The organism is Pseudomonas sp. FP603 (genome assembly GCF_030687415.1).
GTDB lineage: Bacteria > Pseudomonadota > Gammaproteobacteria > Pseudomonadales > Pseudomonadaceae > Aquipseudomonas > Aquipseudomonas wuhanensis.
In genome coordinates this window covers 4,780,920-4,798,540 of the sequence record NZ_CP117431.1, presented here as the reverse complement: position 1 = coordinate 4,798,540, position 17,621 = coordinate 4,780,920, and the positions used below count along the sequence as shown (strand labels likewise).

Here is a 17,621-nt window from a genome sequence, read left to right as displayed (position 1 = left end):
CCATGTGCCGAATGATGCACATCGGAAAAAACAGCACGGATGCTTTCAAATGATTGATGAGCCGAACGACGCCACGTCAGCTGTCTGGCGGGTAACAGGGAAGACGGTTGTACATGAGAACCCATGGTTTTCAGTCGTGGATAATGCAGTGCAATTACCCGATGGCCAATCCATCGATTATTTTTGCGTCCACCATGAGCGCCCGGCGGTGGGCATCCTGGCCTGCCGCGAAGGCAAGATACTGCTCATCCATCAGTATCGGTTTCTGGTCGGTAAACGGGTCTGGGGACTGCCTTCGGGCAGTGTCGATCCACACGAAAACCCGCTTGAGGCCGCTCGGCGCGAGCTGCTCGAAGAGACCGGTTACACGGCACGGGACTGGGCGCCGCTGATTTCATTTCACCCCACCTATGGCAGCAGTGATCAGCGCTTCGAGATCTATCAGGCGCACGATGTGCAGTGGGCGACGGATCGCTTCGATACCAACGAAGTCCTGCAGGTGCGCTGGTTCGCGCCAGCGGAAATTTTTCAGCTGATTGCCAGTGGCCAAATGACGGACGGTCTGTCCCTCGTACCGATTCTGTTGAGCGTGTGCCAACCCGCCGCAACGCTCGGTGGCGCAGGGCAATGCCCATCGATGTCCAGTCAATTTGAAGCAAGGACGCCCACATGAAGATCAATGAACTGTCGAAGAAGTCTGGTGTGAGTGCACGCATGCTCCGTTATTACGAAGAGCAAGGACTGATACGTCCGATGCGTCTGTCTTCGGGCTATCGCGACTATTGTCAGAATGACATTTCCATTCTCAAGAACATCAAGGCGCTTCAGGAAGCCGGACTGACGCTCAATGTCATTAGGGTGTTAATGCCCTGTATCATCAGTCAGCCGGTCAGGTTCGATCCTTGCCCGCTAATTGTCGCCACGCTCAAGGATCAGCGGCTCAAGTTGCAGCAGACCATCGAAGATCAGTCACGGGCGCTGTCGATTCTCGAACAGTACCTGGATGAAACCGGTCAGATGGACATTCCCGAAGTACTGCCGAACTCGATGTGGGAGTCCGGCAGTGTGGCTTACGCCTGAGATCAGCCCGTCACCGACACTTCACGGGACAGCCGCGTTTTGCGCAGGTAGCGCATGGCCGGCTGCTCGATGAGGCGGTAGGTGAGGCGGGCGATCAGTATCCCCACACTCGCGAACACCGCGATCGAGACCGCAGTGGCGCTGTTAGTACCCAGCCCGGCCTGAGTCAGGGCGCGTGCCAGGTCATGCATGAAATAGTTGAGCTGGTTGTGCACCAGGTAAATGCTGTACGAAATCACCCCCAACCCATAAAACGGCTGCCCGCCGATGATCCGCGCCGGGAGGTTGTTGCCGGCCTGCAGTGCCAGAATCAGCAGGGGGAAGCAGGCGACGATGAGGATATCCGCGTGCTTGAACGTCATCAGAACCACGGTCCCCAGGCAAATGAGGCCTGCAAACCATGGATTGCCCAGCACTCGTCGGGTCCAGCCGAACTCCAGCGCGCGGTACGCGATAACGCCCATGACAAAATCCGCCAGGCAGCGAATGACCGGGTACGGCGTCCCGTAGTGCCAGATGTCCAGAAGTCCTGAACGTTTGGGCTCGTCGATCAGCGCCGGCGAGTGGGCAATCAACGGCAGCATCAACAAAGCGCCCAACATGGCCAGCAGGTTCGCCGGCCAGGAACGTCTGAGCAGCGCCAGGACAATGAACGGGAAGCAGAGGCTGGCCATCCATTCCGCACTGACCGACCACCCCGGGGTATCGAGGGTTGGAACATTGACCAGGGTTTGCAGCATTGTCAGGTTGATGAGTGCGCTGACCGGTACCGGCGGCCCCGGCCAGCGATCCATCAGTGAGTTGGCCACCAGTATCGAAGCGGTGAGGGTCATGACGGCATACAACGGATAGATGCGTGACAGGCGCCGGTACAGAAAACTCAGAATCTGCGGCATCTTGAGCGAGTGCTCGAACAGGTGCCCGTAGTTGAGCGTTAACACAAATCCCGACAACACCAGAAACAGGTCCACCATCAGGTAGCAGTTGCCCATGAGGTTACCCAGGCTACCTTCCAGTAACTGGCCGGTGTTGAAGTGATAGAGCATGACCAGAACGGCTGCCATGCCGCGCAATCCGGTTAACGCACGTACTTCCTGTTTATGCATATCCATTCACCTGTCCATCATCCATTTTCAAGGCTGCGTTAGCTGTCAGGCGGGCGTCGTCACGGGCTGCTCTGTGTGAGTCGGCAGCACCGACACGTGCAACGCAGTGCCACTGTTGTCGAGCAAACCCAGCACGCTGAAGTCCGGAATCCAGTCTTCCTCGCGCAAATCATCGGCACTTAACGTGGTCGCCAGTGCAATGACCCGGGTGCCGGCGGCGTGAGCGGACTCGAGGCCGGCTCTGGCGTCCTCGAAGCTCAGACAGTCACAAGGTGCGACGCCCAATGCCTGTGCAGCCGCCAAGTATCCTTCAGGCGCGGGTTTGCCGGAAGAGACATCTTCTGCGCTGATCAGTATGGGGGGGATGGGGACACCGGCTGCCTTCATGCGGCGCAGGGCCAGTTCGCGGCTCGCCGAGGTCACCACTGCCCATCGATTGGCGGGTAGTCGTTGCAGAAAACGTCGGGCGCCTGGCACTTCGACAATACCTTCAGTGTCGGCGATTTCCTCGGCAACGATTCGGGCGGTTTCCGCGTCGGTATCAACGCCGGGTGGCGCGAACATTTCGACCGTTTCCGCGGTTCTGCGACCGTGGGCGGCATGCAGTACCTCGACCGGATTCAATCCGTGGCGTTCGGCGAAGCGTCCCCAGGTGCGTTCCACGACGGCGGTGGAGTCGACCAATGTGCCGTCCATGTCAAAGAGCAGAGCGTCGGCCTTGATGAGTAATCCGGATTTCAATTGCATGTTTATGACTCTCGTTCAAATGAGGTGGGTCAGCGTGTGGCATTGAGCAGCCAGCCGAGATCGTGTTGCAGGTGGGCGGGGTCGCCGCAGCGGTAATCGTTTTCCAGTACATAGGTGTCGAACGACTGGATATCACGCAAGGTGTCCAGGGTTTCGGCAACCGAACCGTCGCCAAAACCCAGGGGTACCGAGGCATCGAGGCCTGATCGACCGTCCTTGACATGAACCTGCGAGGCAAAGACCGAGGGCAGTTCCAGAATCAGGGTTGATGGCCGAACGCCGACCTTTACCGGGTTGTAGGTGTCGAGTATCAATCTGAAATTGCGTTGGTTGACGTGTTCCACAAGCCGTCGTGACGCCTGAACATCCAGATCGTTTTCATTGGCGACCAACAAGGCTCGTTGCTCGCCCTGTTCACAGGCCCATTGGAGCAGGCGTGCGGTGGCCTCCAGGGTCTGCCGATCACCAATCGCACTTTTCCGAAAGCTTGGGAAAAAGACCATCGAAGCCCCCAGGAAAGCCGCCGCGTCCAGGGTTTGCATGACCAGTGAGCGCACCTTTTCGCCCACAGGCGAATGAACCGCGCTGTGCAGCCCCAGATCATTCATCTGGTTGCAAGCCACGGCTAGAACGTTCACGTCGTGAGCGATGCTCGCGTCCCTGATCGCCCTGAGTCGGCTCACGCTGTCCAGGGACGGTGCGCGGCCGGGGCCGCCGAAGTCGATCTGAATATCATGTAGCCCGCACCAGGCGGTGAAACCCAGCGCTTGCGAGCCGTTGAAGGGCAGCCGCCAGTCTGCCAGGGCAATACGCGGCATGCTGTTAGATAGCGTGGAGGCGAGCATCAGGCAGACTGCTTGCTTTGAGACGCCGGAGGCGCTTCTTCGACCCGCCAGGCATCCCCGTTATGCCCGACCACCAGGCTGTCACCGTGGAAACCCTCACCACGACTGTTGTATAGGTTCAGGGTGATTGACTGGAAGGTCTGCGGGGTCATGTAGTCTGAATAGTCGAAGGTTGCCGGACGACGTTGGCGAATACCAGCGGTATCGACCATTTTTTCCGGGAGCACTTGCACCACCCGTACGCCCTCGGGACCTTCCTCCTGGGCCAGGGAGTCGAGCAGACTGGCGGCCGCGGCTTTGGTGGCGGCGTAGCCCGAGCGATTGGGGCCAGCGTTGTAGACCACTTCCGACGACACACCGACAAATAGCGCTGGAGTGCGCAAGCGCAAGGCCGGCAGGGTCGCGGCGAGAGTCAGCCATAAACCATGCAGGTTGACGTTAAGCTGATCGCGCCATTCCTGTTCGCTGACTTGCAACAGCGGCGCTCGTTTGGGGCCGTAATACACGGCGCTGTAAAATACCGCATCCAGCGTGCTGCCGAACTCCTGGACTGCAGCGTCCAGGCGCTGACGACTTTCACCGGGATCGGTGAGGTCGATTGGTCGCCAGATCACACCCTCAAGGCCTGGCTGGTCGGTGGGGCTGGAACGGCTGAACACCACCACCTGCAACCCTGCACCCAACAAGGCCTGAGCGATGCCACGGCCGATGCCGGTGGAGCCGCCCATGACAAATACGGTGTTGCTGCGAGGCGAAGCCTTGGTCATGCCGAGCATGGTAATTCTCCGAAGTGTTCGTGGGGGACGTCAGCTTTGAGAAGGCTGGTACAGGGGGAGATTTCAATGCCGACTTTCATGAACCGTTCACCATCGATTTCACGTTCGCCGCACCAAGCGATCTGCTGCATGAGTTCTGCGGCCTGGGGAAGTGTCAGCAGGTGGGTGACGAGGCGTGAAAACACACTCGGGGTTTGTTTCAGGACCTGTGTTGCTTCGACCAACCTTGCGCTCGACACACCTCGATGGCCGTAGAGCATCAGTGGTTTTTGCTCGTTGGTGGTGACCGCAGTGAAATGACCCTGCTCAGGAAAGCCGCCACAGTTGTGAGTACGTATTTCGCCGATGTCCCCTAACTCGGGCAGAGATGACAGTCGCGAGCCGCTCGGCACGCCACCGAGAAGGTCAATCACCCCGTTGTTCGCCAAGTGAGTCACGGCATGTTCCAGGCAGGCGAGCGTCGCACTGCGTGGGGTGGCAATGAGCGCAGCGACGGGGCGGTCTTGCATCGCCAGTGTCAGGCCGGAACCCAGATCATCGAACAGCAGATGACTGTCGAAACGGAAGTTGTTGTTTTCACTCCAGCGCAGGCCCCGGATGCCGTGGTGAACCATCACCACTCGGGTCCAGATCCCCAGATACCGCTTGGCGACCAGTGCGGCGAGATGGCCGATGATGCCATCGCCATAGATGATCAGCGGCCCCGCAGGTTTACGCGCCAGCATCAACTCCAGCGCATAGATCACACAGGCCAGGGGCTCGATCAGCGGAGCGAGGCGTGTGGGCAGATCCACTGGCAACGGTACGACGAGGCCCGCCTCGACAATGGCCGACGGGATCCTCACGTACTGCTGAAACATCCCGTCCAGTTGGTGACCCAGCAGCATTTGCGGATTGCTCGGATGGGTAGGGTTGATGATGACGTTCATGCCTTCGCGCAGGTGCCCGGGGACTTGCGACCCGACCTGAACGATGCGGGCCACACCTTCGTGCCCGATCACCCGCGCAGGATCATCGCGTTCCCTGCGCAGAATCTGCAGATCGGTGCCACACAACCCGGCAATCAACGGTGCTATCAGCAACTCCCCGGTACCGATACGCGGCGTGGGCATGACTTGTAGCGACACCTGTTGACCGTCGCGCGCTATGACCAGGTGAGTGTTGGCAGTGTTCAGGCTTTCATTCATGAGCGTGTTGCTCCAGAACCTGACGTGCATAAAGACCCGCACCTGTCAGTCCATCGGCCTGCTCGGGTCTGGCAATCGCAATGCGGTCCATGATGTAGTGGGGAAGGCGCTGGCTGGTGAGGTACAGCCCGGTTTCCTGAAAATGCCGGTTCAATAGACGCAGATAGTGGGACTCCAGATTGACACTGACGCCTCCGACGAACACGACCCGGTCGATCTCCGGGTCAAGTGCCAGGGCATACCGCACCACATTGGCGATCGGTCGGGTGGCTAGGTACAACAGGTTTTCGGCATATTCGTCATGCCGTTCAAGGGCCATTTGCAATGCTTCTTCATGCCCGCAACCGACATCCATCAGGCGGTGCATGGCCGAAGATGTCCACCTCGAAGGCTGGCTCTTGGCTAACGCGTCATGCAGTTTCTTCATGCCGCGCCCTGACGAGAAAGCCGCCAGGTGGTTCTGGCCGCCGCAGTCACAGGGCAACTCCAAGCATCCGCCGTTCGGGCCGCCAGGCAATGCCACAGGCAGGTGACCGATTTCCCCCTGCAACCCGACATCGTCCACTGGAATCCGGCCGTTGCGCATGTCGATGGTTCGGCAGGCGATCCCTGAACTGACGGTCATCAGCAGGATTTTTCGCAAGTCGCTGTGCCGATTCAGACTGGCGTAGTGCAACAGCACCGCCGTGACATCGTTGAGGCTGTGCCAGGTGATATCGGGCGCCTTGTCAGCGAGTTCGCTGCGCAAGTCAAAGGGCGTTGTATCGGAGCCCCAGAGTGGCCCGGAACCGTAGACCAGTCCCGTTCTGGCATTCATTGCTGCTCCGAGTGAAATCGATGCATGGCGCAGACCCGACTGGCGTGCCGTTACGACCAGATACTCAAGCAGCACATCCTTGAGTTCGCGAGCACTGAGCCTTGAATGAGTCAAAAAGCTGGTTGCCGGTTCAGAGATGACGTTTGAAAGACCTCGCTCAGGGGAAAAGTGCCCAGAGCGAAAATGCGTTCCACCGATGTCGAAAACGATGACGCTCTGGGCGTCATCGTTTTGCGCCAAGGGTCGGGACGATCTTTCGATGATGTCCGTTACCATGGGCGATTCCTCACGCTACACAGCTTTGTTCGGAGGAGCGGCTTTCACGCTGTTCGATCCAGACCAACGCTTGGGCCAACTCTGCGCTTGTGACGTCGTTGACAAATGCGGTCTGGCCGATGCCTTCGGACAGTGGAATCCGTTGCAGTCCATCACGGTGCTTGATCGTATCGATCAAGGATTTCTCCAGAAGCTGGAGGTTGAACACCGGATGCGACACCGGCAAACCTGCCACTTCAATCAGGTCAATGGCCCGATCCGCGTCAACACAGGACAACAAGCCCCGGCCCGCAGCCAGTGCCACGCAGAGCGCCATGTCCACCGCGACCGCCTCACCATGTAACAGTGCCGGTTCCGCCAACAGTTCCAGGGACGGGCTGAAGGTATGGCCATAGTCCACGCAGCGGGCCAGTTCGGCCTCCCAGAGGTTAGGCTCCAGTTCAGCCAGCATCCCGGCAATAGCCCTGGACATGATCTCCTTGATCCGGGGATCGTTTGAGGCGAACGCCTTGGGTGTCAGGTGCGAAGACATTTCTTCGAGCAATTCGAACAGCTCGCGGTCCTTGATCAGGGCCATTTTGATGATTTCCGCCACACCGTTGGAAATGTGTCGCTGGTCCATCGATTGCAGGAAGTAGGGGTCGATGAACGCAGATGACGGCGCGTAATAGGTGCCCAGGCGATTTTTATAGTCGTCGTGATTGACGCCGGTCTTGATGCCGATACCGGCATCGATCTGGCCCATTAGCGTTGTGGGGATACGAATGTAAGGAATGCCACGGCGATAAAGGCTCGACGCGAATCCCACCACGTCAAGCAGCACCCCGCCACCGATGCCGATCACCACTTCATTGCGCCGCAGCAGATTGGCCGCCGCCATGGCCTGTGCCACTTCGATGGTATGGTCCATGGTCTTGAACGCTTCATCGCCAGACATGACTTTCCAGACCACCTGGATTTTCCAGGCCTCGAAATAGGCGCGGAATTCGTCACCGTAAAGCTCGTTGACTCGCGCATCGATGACCACCAGCCGCCTGACCGGTTGCACGCCGTTGGCACCGCAACCATAAGCCAGCGTGGCATTGGTGTGCTTGAGCAGACCGGTGTTCAACGAGACGCTGTAATTGACCTCTTGCCGGGCATGCATGCGCCAGGTCAGATCGGAACATTTGGGCAGCGGGCTGGCAATGTGCGGACGACGTTGCGGGGCTTGCTGCGAATTCAAGTTATCCATAACTTTTATCTCGATTGGGTCGTTCTGAGGGGCAGGGATTTATCAGTCGATTATCGTGCGGTGGACCTTTACCCAGCGTCCTTGCTCGGCCGAAGCCAAAATCGCATCGATGATTTCGCAGCAGCGCAGGCCGTCGACGAAATTCGGTGCCGGCGATTCGCCGGTTTTAAGGGCGTTGATGAAATGCCGGAAACTCAAGGTGAATGCATCGCCATAACCCATGCCCTGAGCGGTTACACCGACGCCCAAGTCGCCACCCAGAGCGGGGAACCAGAACAGTTCGGCGCCGGGATGAGCCCTGCCGAGCGGGATGGTCCTGTACCCGGAGATAGGTTGTGGGTCGGCGCTGTCGAAAAACTGCAGCTCGTTGCTGCGCTCCCAGCTGAAGCGCACAGCGCCTTTGTCGCCGACCACCACGAAGTACACGTCATTTTTGAAACCGGGCAGGGCCCAGCTCGCTTTGATCGTGCCGGTGGCGCCATTTTCGAACTGGACCATCGCCGCCGCCAGATCATCCACCTCGACCTGACCTTTCTGGCTGCGGTCATGTGGCAGCGGACGTTCCTGGATAAAGCGCTGGGTGGTTGCCACGACGCTGTCCACTTCACCGACCAGAAAGCGCGCCAGGTCGATGATATGTGCACCCACATCGCCGAGTGCGCCGGCGCCGGCCGGGCCTTTTTTGAAGCGCCAGTGCAGAGGAATGGTCGGGTCGTTGTTGTGATCCTGGAAGAAGTGCCCCTCGAAATGCCGGACATTGCCGATGGCACCGCTTTTGATCAACGCACGAGCCTGAGCGATGGCCGGCCAGGCGCGGTAGGTGAAATTGACCATATGAACCCGGCCCGAAGCGTGCGCCTTGCGGGCCATTTCGGCAGCGAATTCGCTGTTGACTGACAACGGTTTTTCACAAATGACATGCTTTCCATGGGCGAAGGCATCGAGACAGATTTCATGGTGTGAGTCGTTTGGCGTAGCAATGTCCACCACGTCGATCGATGGATCGCGGGTCACGGTTTTCCAGTCGGTACCGTGTTCGGACCAGCCCCAGCGAGTTGCTTCACGTTCTGCGGCCTGGGCATCGGTGTCGACGATGCGCACCAGGTCGAAACGGTCGGCGGGATCTTCGGTGTAACCGGCCAGATTGTTCATTGAAAGGCTGTGCAGTTTCGCCATGTACCCGGCGCCGATCATACCTACTCGAAAAGGCTTTGCTGCTTGCATGTTTCCTGGCTCCCTGTTGGACGTCATGTCTGGATGCCCGATGGGGGGCAGGTCACCGTGCGGTAACCTGCCCCTTTTTGTTTCAGGCGGCGCCATACCACCCTTGACAGTGGTGTGAAGGTCAACAAGATTTTTATTTTTTTTCACGCAAGTGAAGCGTATGCATGGAACGCAGTATTACGCTGCTTGGGATGCATGGTTCTGAGAGCAGCAGGAGCCGGGTTTCACATGACTGGAAGGTTACAGCGGCGCGTATGGGTGAAGACATTGGGAGCAAGCGGATCATGTAAAAGACCCTGCTGCCATTAAGTGTCCGCGTTATTTCAGGCAAACCGTATTCATCGAACTACGACTGCTTCGCAGCCGAACGCAGCCGCGCAGGCTCGACAACTGCTACGAGAGTTATGCGGGAACAGTCAGCAGCCGTCACAGTCATAGCCTGCGCCATGCCATTGATCGTATGGTTAACCCGGCTTATCGGATTTTGATGGAGCACCATGCAAGCCAATCGATTGATCATGAGCGCCGCGGCACTGTTGGTTCTGGCCGGTTGCGGTACTCAACGCACGCAGGAACCGCCGGCCCGCAAGCCTGCCGAGGTCAAGGCCGAGATCATGCGTCTGCTACCGGCCAAGACACCCGACCGCCAAGGCTGGGCCACGGACATCTACGCGGCATTTGCCGCCCAGAATATTTCGCCGACCACGCAAAACCTGTGTTCGGTACTCGCGGTCACTGAGCAGGAGTCGACGTTTCAGGCTGATCCGCGGGTGCCGGGCCTGGGCAAGATCGCCCGGGACGAGATCGACCGCCGCGCCGCCAAGGCCCATATTCCCGGCCTGCTGGTGAGCGGTGCCTTGCAGGTCAGTTCACCCAATGGCAAAAGCTACAGCGACCGGCTGAATGCCGCGCGCAGCGAAAGAGAACTCAGCGCGATTTTCGATGACTTCATCGGCATGGTGCCCATGGGGCGGACGCTGTTCGATGGTTTCAACCCGGTGCACACCGGCGGGCCGATGCAGGTCAGCATCGATTTTGCCGAGCAGCAGGCGCGGGAGTATCCCTACCCGGTGGACGGCTCGATTCGCCGCGAAGTGTTTACGCGTCGCGGTGGCCTGTATTTTGGTATTGCCCACTTGCTCGGTTACCCGGTGAGCTACAAGCAGCCGCTGTATCGCTTCGCCGATTTCAACGCTGGTTGGTACGCCAGCCGCAATGCGGCGTTTCAGAACGCGGTAAGTCGGGCGACGGGCATTCCGCTGGCGCTGGATGGCGATCTGGTGCGCTACGGCTCGATCATGCCTGGCACCACGGAATTGGCGGTGCGCACTCTTGGCAAGCAATTGGACATGCGCAACCCGACCATTCGGGATCAATTGGAGGAGGGGAAAGGCCTTGAATTCGAGGACACCGAGCTTTATCGGCGGGTGTTTGCCTTGGCCGAACAGGCCGAAGGCCGGCCATTACCCCGGGCGGTGTTGCCGGGGATTGTGCTGCAAAGCCCGAAAATCACCCGCAAACTCACCACGGCGTGGTTCGCCAAGCGGGTCGATGAGCGTTATCAGCGCTGCATGAAGCGCGCGGGGAAGTGACCTAGCCAGGATGGGTGCGCAACGTGTATCGAGCTTGTGTGGCGAGGGGGCTTGCTTCTACAGGGATTGCGAGGCATTCGAGCGCAATCTTCAGCAGCTGCTACAAAGAGAGAGTCGCAGAGGAGATTTAGTCATGTATCAGCTCTACGGACATCAGAACTCAGGTGCGGCCGCTATCGAGGCCGCGCTGGAACTGTGCGAGGTTCCTTATCGCTTCATTGATGTTTCATCGTCCCCGGAGGCGGTTCAGGCCTTGGAGAAGCTCAACCCGCTGAAGCAGATTCCCACCCTGCAAATGCCCGATGGCGGTGTTCTGACTGAGAGTGCGGCCATTCTGATTCATCTGGGCCTCACGTTCCCGGAGTCGAACCTGCTGTCGGAAAACCCGCTCAAGCGTGATCAGGTGATTCGGGGTCTGGTGTACATCGTCAGCAATTGCTATGCCGCCATCGGCATCATCGATTATCCCGAGCGCTGGCTGGCCGAGGCGGACGAGTCGTCCAGAGAAAACCTTATGGCCGGTGCCCGCCAGCGCCTGCACTGGAGTTGGGAGGTGTTTGCCGATCAATTCGCGGGCAAGTTGTACCTGGGCGAGGGAGCGCCGGGCGCGCTGGATATTCTGGCGGCGGTGGTGACGCGGTGGGCGGGTACCCGAGAGCACTTGCGCACCGCGCGGCCGGGGTTCTCTGCCTGGCTTGAACGCTTCGACCGGCACCCTGCATTGGCACCGGTTTTCGCCCGGCATTGGCCATAGGAACACATCAAACCAATGCGGGAGCGGGCTTTTGTGGGAGCGGGCTTTTGTGGCGAGGGAGCAAGCTCCCTCGCCACAAAAGCCCCTCGCACAGTGTGCAATCACTCGCCGCGAATGTACTGCTCTAACTGACGAATCAGTTCCGCCTGTTCGGCAATGGCTTCCTTGACCAGGTCACCGATCGACAGCAACCCCATCAGCTCGCCGTTTTCCACCACCGGCAAGTGCCGCAGGCGTTTGTCGGACATGATGCCCATGCAGGTTTCGACGGTTTGATGGGTGTCCACGGTGATCACCGGCGACACCATGATGTCGCTGACCGGTGTGCCGACAGAGGAGCGCCCCTTGAGCACCAGTTTGCGCGCGTAGTCACGCTCGCTGATGATGCCGACGACCTTTCCATCCTTCAGGACCGGTAACGCGCCGACGTTTTTCGCGGCCATCACCATCAGCGCTTCCAGCACCATTTGATGAGGCGCAATGGTGTGGACTGCCTGATTCTGTTGGGCCTTTAGCTTGAGCAGTTGGGCGACGGTTTTCATGGTGGTTTCTCGGGTTTGTCGTTGTTCTTGAAGAATCGTAGAGACGCGCTCGCAGAGCAAGGCAGAAAGCGGCAGATACCGCGCAAAAAGCGTCATTCAGCGATTTTTCTTTGTAAAAGCTCGGCCCTAAGGCCGGTAAGTCAAGAAATTTGAGCGACGAAAATCCTGTGGGAGCGTGGCTTGCCCGCGAAGCATGCACCGCGGTTTTTCAGGTACTACGCGTCATCGTTCTTCGCGGGCAAGCCACGCTCCCACAGGTTCTGCGTCTTAACTTACCGGCATTAGGGCAAGCCCCCTCACCACACCGATCACGCGTAGAATTACCCCTTGAATCAGATCGTTGAGGTTGCAGTGGTGGATTTACAGCAGGGCTTCGTCCTGACCCGGCATTGGCGAGATACCCCGGCCGGCACGGAAGTCGAGTTCTGGCTGGCGACCGATGCCGGTCCCCGGCGCATCCGCCTGCCGCATCAACCGTCGGTTGCGTTCATTCCTGCAGCCCAACGCGAGCAAGCTGAAGCGCTGCTGCGCGGCGAGAAAAACGTCGAGCTGAAGCCCTTGGCACTTCTGGACTTCGAACACCGACCGGTGCTCGGCCTGTATTGCCAGCAGCACGGCCAGTTGATGCGCCTGGAAACGGCGCTGCGCAGATCAGGCATCGATGTATTCGAAGCCGACATCCGCCCGCCGGAACGCTACATGATGGAGCGTTTCATCACCGCGCCCGTTTTGTTCGGCGGCACGCCCGGCGCCGACGGCCTGCTGCTCGATGCGCAAATGAAACCCGACCCCGGCTATCGACCGAAGCTCAGGCTGGTCTCGCTGGACATCGAAACCACCGCTCAGGGCGAACTGTATTCCATCGCCCTGGAAGGCTGCGGCGAGCGGCAGGTGTATATGCTCGGGCCGCCCAATGGCGATGACAGTGCGGTGGATTTCCAGCTCGAATACTGCGACTCACGAACCCTGCTGCTGAAAAAGCTCAATGAATGGTTCGCCCGGCACGACCCCGACGCCATCATCGGCTGGAACGTCGTGCAGTTCGATCTGCGCGTACTGCACGAACATGCTCGTCGCTTGGCGGTGCCGCTGAAGCTGGGGCGTGGCGGTGAAGAAATGCAATGGCGCGAGCACGGCAATGGCAAGCATTACTTCGCGGCAGCCGCCGGCCGGTTGATCATCGATGGCATCGAGTCGCTGCGTTCGGCGACCTGGAGCTTCCCCTCGTTCAGCCTGGAAAACGTCGCGCAAACCCTGTTGGGCGAGGGCAAGTCGATCGACAACCCGTACCAGCGCATGGACGAAATCAATCGCATGTTCGCCGAGGACAAACCGGCCCTGGCGAAGTACAACCTCAAGGACTGCGAACTGGTGACGCGGATCTTCGCCAAGACCGAATTGCTCACCTTCCTGCTCGAGCGCGCCAGCGTCACCGGTTTGCCGGCGGACCGCAGCGGTGGCTCGGTGGCGGCGTTCACTCACCTGTATATGCCGTTGATGCACCGGCAGGGCTTTGTCGCACCGAACCTCGGCGGCAAACCACCAGAGGCCAGCCCCGGCGGTTTTGTCATGGACTCGCAGCCGGGTCTGTACGAATCGGTGCTGGTGCTCGACTACAAAAGCCTCTATCCGTCGATCATCCGCACCTTCCTGATCGACCCGGTGGGCTTGATCGAAGGGCTCAAGCATCCCGACGACAGCGAGTCGGTGCCGGGCTTTCGTGGTGCACGATTCTCAAGAACCCGGCATTGCCTGCCGGCCATCGTCGCCCGGGTCGCCGAAGGCCGTGAAACCGCCAAGCGCGAACACAATGCGCCGCTGTCCCAGGCGCTGAAGATCATCATGAATGCGTTCTACGGCGTGCTGGGCTCCAGCGGTTGCCGCTTCTTCGATACACGGCTGGCCTCGTCCATCACCTTGCGCGGACACGAGATCATGTTGCGCACCCGCCAGTTGATCGAAGCTCAAGGCCACGCGGTGATCTACGGCGACACCGACTCCACTTTCGTCTGGCTGCGCCGCCCCCACGGTCAAGCCGAAGCGGCGCAGATCGGCCACGTGCTGGTGGACCACGTCAACCAGTGGTGGCGCGAGCATGTGAAGCAGGAGTACGGGCTGGAAAGTGCCCTGGAACTGCAGTTCGAAACCCACTACAAACGCTTTCTGATGCCGACCATTCGCGGCGCCGAGGAGGGCAGCAAGAAGCGCTATGCCGGATTGGTCACCCGCGCCGACGGCACTGATGAAATGGTCTACAAGGGCCTGGAAACCGTACGCACCGACTGGTCGCCGTTGGCCCGGCAATTCCAGCAGGAGTTGTACCTGCGCATCTTCAATCGCAAGCCCTATCAGGATTACGTACGTGACTATGTGCGCAAGACGTTGGCCGGTGAGTTCGACGAACGCCTGATCTACCGCAAACGCCTGCGCCGTACCCTCGACGATTATCAACGCAACGTGCCGCCCCATGTGCGCGCAGCGCGAATCGCCGACGACTACAACGACCAGCAGGGACGCCCGCGGCAATATCAGAACGGCGGCTGGATCAGTTATGTCATCACCGTCGTGGGGCCCGAGCCGCTGGAAATCCGCAGCGCGCCCATCGACTATGACCACTACGTCACCCGGCAGCTGCAACCGGTGGCGGATGCGATCCTGCCGTTCGTCGATGACGATTTCTCAACGCTGATTGGGGGGCAACTGGGCCTGTTTTGAGTCCAGCAGCGACAACGTCCAGTCATCCGGTATGCCGTGAAAATATTGATCCAGCGCCTGATGAAACAGGCTGCCTTTTGGCGAAACCTGGGCGAACAGCGTCATCGATGAGTGAAACTTGAGGTTGTCGGGGTGACCGAAAATCTTGGCGATCGAGCTTTGAGGAATGTCCAGAACCAGTTGCGTGCAGGTGCGCAGACGTGGACCCAGTAACGGATGCTCCAGGTACGCCGTGGCTTCCTCACTGGAGCGAATGGCGAAGTAGCGGGACATCTCGCTGTCACCCAACCCGGAAAACTGCGGAAAGATAAACCACATCCAGTGCCGGCGTTTCTGGCCGGCGCGCAGCTCCTCCTGCACCCACTCGAACACAGGGTCCTGCGCCTGGACGAAGCGTGGCAAATTGAACGAGTCGAGCTGATCGGTACTTCTCATGCCGATGCCCTCTGACAGAACCGCGATGGCTCAGACCATGGCCAACCGCTGCTTGCGTTGTGGCGCGCGAAAAGCTTGGTCCAGCGCCTCCAGATCCCCGACTTCAAGCCGCAATTGCGCCGCTTGCGCATTGAGCTGCACATGCTCGGGACGGACCGCCTTGGGGATGGCGATCACGCCGTTTTGACGCAGAATCCATGCCAGTGCTACCTGCGCAGGTGTCACGTTGTGACGGGCGGCAATCTGCTTGAGCGTGGGATTGGCCAGCAGGTGCCCGCCCTGGCTGATCGGGCAGTAGGCCATTACCGGCATCCTTTGGTGCTGGCTCCAGGGGAGCAGATCGAATTCGATGCCGCGTTCTTCCAGGTTATACAGCACCTGATTGGTGGCGCACGCCGGTGAGGCCAGTTCTTCCAGGTCGTCCAGATCGAAGTTGGACACGCCCCAACGGCCGATCTTGCCGCTTTCCCGCAGGCGTTCGAAGGCTTCGACGGTTTCCTCAAGGGGATATTCGCCACGCCAGTGCAACAGATAGAGGTCGATGTAATCGGTATTCAACCGCCGCAGGCTGCGCTCGCAGGCCTGGGGGATGCCTTGGCCGCTGGCGTTGAAGGGGTAGACTTTGCTGACCAGGAAAACCCGGTCGCGCAGACCGGCGATGGCCTCACCCACCACCTCTTCGGCGCCTCCTTCGGCGTACATTTCAGCGGTGTCGATCAGGGTCATGCCCAACTCGATGCCCAAACGCAGCGCTGCAACTTCCTTTGTGTGTCGGGAGGGTTCCTCTCCCATGCGCCAGGTTCCTTGGCCGATGACCGGCACATGGCTGCCGGCCAGCTCAAGAGTACGCATGAATCCTCCTTTGCGAAGCCCGATCGATACTTCAGTTGGCAGCAAAACAGCCCGGTGGTTCCGTGGATCTGGAAAGATCGCAGCCTGCGGCAACTCCTGCAGGGACGGGGGCATACCCGATATCGGAGGCCAGTGCAGGAACCGCCGAAGGCTGCGATCTTTTGATCTACAGGGTAGAAAACTTATACACCGTAGTCTGGCTATAGCGCTTGCCCGGATCCAGCCGTGTGGACGGGAAGCTCGGCTGGTTCGGCGAATCCGGATAATGCTGCGTCTCCAGGGTAAACGCACCCCAATGCGGATAAATCTTGCCAGCCTTGCCCTTGACCGTGCCATCAAGGAAGTTGCTGGTATAGAACTGCACACCCGGTTCAGTAGTGTAGAGCTGCAAGCGGCGCCCGGATTGCGGATCGCTGATGTCGGCGGCGAGTTTGCCCAGATCACCCTTGGCGTCCAGCACCCAGTTGAAGTCGAAACCGCCTTGTTTAGGCTCGGCGAATTTCAACTGAGGGTGATCGGCCTTGATGTGTTGACCGATGGCGGTCGGTTGGGTGAAGTCCATAGGCGTGCCGGCGACCGGGGCCAGTTCCCCGGTGGGGATCAGTTTACCGGTGACCGGTGTGTAACGGGCTGCGTGCAAGGTCGCCAGCTGCTTCAGCACGTCGCCGTTGCCCGCGCCGGCCAGGTTGAAATAGCTGTGGTTGGTCAGGTTCAATACCGTGGGTTTATCGGTGCTGGCCTTGTAGTCGATGCGCAGCTCGTTGTTCTCGGTGAGGCTGTAGGTGACCTCGGTTTTCAGGTTGCCGGGGAAACCCATTTCACCGTCCGCCGACAGGTACGTCAGTGTCACACCCACCGAATCCTTGCCTTTGCTTGGTTCGGCTTTCCACACCCGCTTGTCGAAACCTTGAGCCCCGCCGTGCAGCGAATTGCTGCCGTCGTTGAGCGGCATCTGAAAGCGCTTGCCATCGAGCTCGAAGGCGCCGTTGGCCAGGCGATTGCCGAAGCGGCCAATGGTCGCGCCAAAGTACGCGGTGCCACTTTGATAACCCTGTACGTCGTCGAAGCCCAGCACCACATCGTCAAGCTTGCCGTTTTTGTCCGGCACTTTCAGCGACTGCAGAATTCCGCCGTAGGTAATGACCGTGGCTTGCAGGCCATGGCTGTTGCGCAAGATGTATTGCTCGACGGGCGTGCCGTCATTGGTTTTGCCGAAGGCTTTGTGTTCGCTGGACAAGCCAACAGCGTGAGCGGGGAGGGTGGCGATCATCAGGGACAGTCCGAGGCCGGAGAGCAGGTATCGAGAGTGAAGCATGGTTGACCTTCCTTTTTGTTGTTTTGTGAGAAGTAGTCATACTAATAATCGAGTATTAACGCGATCAAGGAAGGATTTATAGCTTATCCATGCAGTGTTGCAATTAAAAGTATTACTAATGAGG

Annotated in this window: 17 protein-coding genes; 5 read left to right on the top strand and 12 right to left on the bottom strand. The window is 59.2% G+C overall.

The annotated features are described in order from the left end of the window. Nucleotides 1-49: 49 nt before the first annotated feature. Both PSH65_RS22240 and PSH65_RS22235 read left to right on the top strand, forming a co-directional pair. Entirely contained in the window at nt 50-673 is a 624-nt protein-coding gene (locus PSH65_RS22240; RefSeq protein ID WP_305422375.1) for an NUDIX hydrolase, read from the top strand. Next, nucleotides 670-1,080 carry a MerR family transcriptional regulator gene (locus PSH65_RS22235; RefSeq protein WP_305422374.1) on the top strand — a complete coding sequence of 137 codons (411 nt, stop codon included), beginning with the start codon at nt 670-672 and terminating at the stop codon, nt 1,078-1,080. The genes PSH65_RS22240 and PSH65_RS22235 overlap by 4 nt, the downstream gene beginning before the upstream one ends. 2 nt (nt 1,081-1,082) lie before the next feature. On the opposite strand, the gene PSH65_RS22230 is transcribed toward PSH65_RS22235, so the two are convergent. From PSH65_RS22230 to PSH65_RS22195, 8 genes are all read right to left on the bottom strand, one after another. Beyond that, nucleotides 1,083-2,192 (bottom strand): acyltransferase, encoded by a 1,110-nt coding sequence (locus tag PSH65_RS22230; protein ID WP_305422372.1) that lies wholly within the window; start codon nt 2,190-2,192, stop codon nt 1,083-1,085. A gap of 39 nt (nt 2,193-2,231) precedes the next feature. Beyond that, entirely contained in the window at nt 2,232-2,933 is a 702-nt protein-coding gene (locus PSH65_RS22225; RefSeq protein ID WP_305422371.1) for an HAD family hydrolase, read from the bottom strand. 29 nt (nt 2,934-2,962) lie between these two features. Then, the gene (locus PSH65_RS22220) at nt 2,963-3,778 is read right to left on the bottom strand and encodes a sugar phosphate isomerase/epimerase (RefSeq protein WP_305422370.1); all 816 of its coding nucleotides are present in this window, start codon (nt 3,776-3,778) and stop codon (nt 2,963-2,965) included. Continuing rightward, nucleotides 3,778-4,554, bottom strand: a complete 777-nt coding sequence (locus PSH65_RS22215) for an SDR family NAD(P)-dependent oxidoreductase (protein ID WP_305422369.1) — start codon at nt 4,552-4,554, stop codon at nt 3,778-3,780. The genes PSH65_RS22220 and PSH65_RS22215 overlap by 1 nt, the downstream gene beginning before the upstream one ends. Continuing rightward, a complete protein-coding gene (locus PSH65_RS22210; protein ID WP_305422368.1) occupies nt 4,542-5,741 on the bottom strand; it encodes an alcohol dehydrogenase catalytic domain-containing protein in 1,200 nt (399 codons plus the stop codon). Before PSH65_RS22210 ends, PSH65_RS22215 begins: the two co-directional genes overlap by 13 nt. Further along, the gene (locus PSH65_RS22205) at nt 5,734-6,558 is read right to left on the bottom strand and encodes an ROK family protein (protein WP_305422367.1); all 825 of its coding nucleotides are present in this window, start codon (nt 6,556-6,558) and stop codon (nt 5,734-5,736) included. The genes PSH65_RS22210 and PSH65_RS22205 overlap by 8 nt, the downstream gene beginning before the upstream one ends. Before the next feature lie 286 nt (nt 6,559-6,844). After that, complete coding sequence (locus PSH65_RS22200) at nt 6,845-8,068, bottom strand: sedoheptulose 7-phosphate cyclase (protein WP_305422365.1); 1,224 nt, start codon at nt 8,066-8,068, stop codon at nt 6,845-6,847. Nucleotides 8,069-8,110: 42 nt separating this feature from the next. Continuing rightward, nucleotides 8,111-9,292 (bottom strand): Gfo/Idh/MocA family protein, encoded by a 1,182-nt coding sequence (locus PSH65_RS22195; protein WP_305422364.1) that lies wholly within the window; start codon nt 9,290-9,292, stop codon nt 8,111-8,113. A gap of 497 nt (nt 9,293-9,789) precedes the next feature. On the opposite strand from PSH65_RS22195, the gene PSH65_RS22190 reads away from it, so the two are divergent. After that, the gene (locus PSH65_RS22190; RefSeq protein ID WP_305422363.1) at nt 9,790-10,884 is read left to right on the top strand and encodes a DUF1615 domain-containing protein; all 1,095 of its coding nucleotides are present in this window, start codon (nt 9,790-9,792) and stop codon (nt 10,882-10,884) included. A 133-nt stretch (nt 10,885-11,017) separates the two neighbouring features. Next, nucleotides 11,018-11,638 (top strand): glutathione S-transferase N-terminal domain-containing protein, encoded by a 621-nt coding sequence (locus PSH65_RS22185; protein ID WP_305422362.1) that lies wholly within the window; start codon nt 11,018-11,020, stop codon nt 11,636-11,638. 101 nt (nt 11,639-11,739) lie between these two features. On the opposite strand, the gene PSH65_RS22180 is transcribed toward PSH65_RS22185, so the two are convergent. After that, nucleotides 11,740-12,180: a CBS domain-containing protein gene (locus PSH65_RS22180; RefSeq protein ID WP_305427036.1), complete on the bottom strand. Its 441-nt coding sequence runs from the start codon at nt 12,178-12,180 to the stop codon at nt 11,740-11,742. Nucleotides 12,181-12,534: 354 nt separating this feature from the next. On the opposite strand from PSH65_RS22180, the gene PSH65_RS22175 reads away from it, so the two are divergent. Continuing rightward, a complete protein-coding gene (locus tag PSH65_RS22175) occupies nt 12,535-14,895 on the top strand; it encodes a DNA polymerase II (RefSeq protein WP_305427035.1) in 2,361 nt (786 codons plus the stop codon). Here PSH65_RS22175 and PSH65_RS22170 read toward each other — a convergent pair. The 3 genes from PSH65_RS22170 to PSH65_RS22160 all read right to left on the bottom strand — a co-directional run bounded on the left by PSH65_RS22170 (nt 14,860) and on the right by PSH65_RS22160 (nt 17,497). Then, nucleotides 14,860-15,330, bottom strand: coding sequence for a DUF1810 domain-containing protein (locus tag PSH65_RS22170; protein WP_305422360.1), 471 nt, complete (start codon nt 15,328-15,330; stop codon nt 14,860-14,862). The genes PSH65_RS22175 and PSH65_RS22170 overlap by 36 nt on opposite strands. A 30-nt stretch (nt 15,331-15,360) precedes the next feature. After that, nucleotides 15,361-16,182 (bottom strand): aldo/keto reductase, encoded by an 822-nt coding sequence (locus tag PSH65_RS22165; RefSeq protein WP_305422358.1) that lies wholly within the window; start codon nt 16,180-16,182, stop codon nt 15,361-15,363. A gap of 166 nt (nt 16,183-16,348) precedes the next feature. Then, nucleotides 16,349-17,497, bottom strand: a complete 1,149-nt coding sequence (locus PSH65_RS22160) for an aldose epimerase family protein (RefSeq protein ID WP_305422356.1) — start codon at nt 17,495-17,497, stop codon at nt 16,349-16,351. Between the last annotated feature and the right edge of the window lie 124 nt (nt 17,498-17,621).

What these genes read in the sequence shown, in the direction of transcription:
- PSH65_RS22225 (WP_305422371.1), bottom strand. Translation starts at nt 2,933, where the DNA reads ATGCAATTGAAATCCGGATTACTCATCAAGGCCGACGCTCTGCTCTTT.
- PSH65_RS22180 (WP_305427036.1), bottom strand. Translation starts at nt 12,180, where the DNA reads ATGAAAACCGTCGCCCAACTGCTCAAGCTAAAGGCCCAACAGAATCAG.
- PSH65_RS22200 (WP_305422365.1), bottom strand. Translation starts at nt 8,068, where the DNA reads ATGGATAACTTGAATTCGCAGCAAGCCCCGCAACGTCGTCCGCACATT.
- PSH65_RS22185 (WP_305422362.1), top strand. Translation starts at nt 11,018, where the DNA reads ATGTATCAGCTCTACGGACATCAGAACTCAGGTGCGGCCGCTATCGAG.
- PSH65_RS22165 (WP_305422358.1), bottom strand. Translation starts at nt 16,182, where the DNA reads ATGCGTACTCTTGAGCTGGCCGGCAGCCATGTGCCGGTCATCGGCCAA.
- PSH65_RS22190 (WP_305422363.1), top strand. Translation starts at nt 9,790, where the DNA reads ATGCAAGCCAATCGATTGATCATGAGCGCCGCGGCACTGTTGGTTCTG.
- PSH65_RS22235 (WP_305422374.1), top strand. Translation starts at nt 670, where the DNA reads ATGAAGATCAATGAACTGTCGAAGAAGTCTGGTGTGAGTGCACGCATG.
- PSH65_RS22240 (WP_305422375.1), top strand. Translation starts at nt 50, where the DNA reads ATGATTGATGAGCCGAACGACGCCACGTCAGCTGTCTGGCGGGTAACA.
- PSH65_RS22170 (WP_305422360.1), bottom strand. Translation starts at nt 15,330, where the DNA reads ATGAGAAGTACCGATCAGCTCGACTCGTTCAATTTGCCACGCTTCGTC.
- PSH65_RS22230 (WP_305422372.1), bottom strand. Translation starts at nt 2,192, where the DNA reads ATGGATATGCATAAACAGGAAGTACGTGCGTTAACCGGATTGCGCGGC.
- PSH65_RS22160 (WP_305422356.1), bottom strand. Translation starts at nt 17,497, where the DNA reads ATGCTTCACTCTCGATACCTGCTCTCCGGCCTCGGACTGTCCCTGATG.
- PSH65_RS22215 (WP_305422369.1), bottom strand. Translation starts at nt 4,554, where the DNA reads ATGCTCGGCATGACCAAGGCTTCGCCTCGCAGCAACACCGTATTTGTC.
- PSH65_RS22195 (WP_305422364.1), bottom strand. Translation starts at nt 9,292, where the DNA reads ATGCAAGCAGCAAAGCCTTTTCGAGTAGGTATGATCGGCGCCGGGTAC.
- PSH65_RS22205 (WP_305422367.1), bottom strand. Translation starts at nt 6,558, where the DNA reads ATGAATGCCAGAACGGGACTGGTCTACGGTTCCGGGCCACTCTGGGGC.
- PSH65_RS22210 (WP_305422368.1), bottom strand. Translation starts at nt 5,741, where the DNA reads ATGAATGAAAGCCTGAACACTGCCAACACTCACCTGGTCATAGCGCGC.
- PSH65_RS22220 (WP_305422370.1), bottom strand. Translation starts at nt 3,778, where the DNA reads ATGCTCGCCTCCACGCTATCTAACAGCATGCCGCGTATTGCCCTGGCA.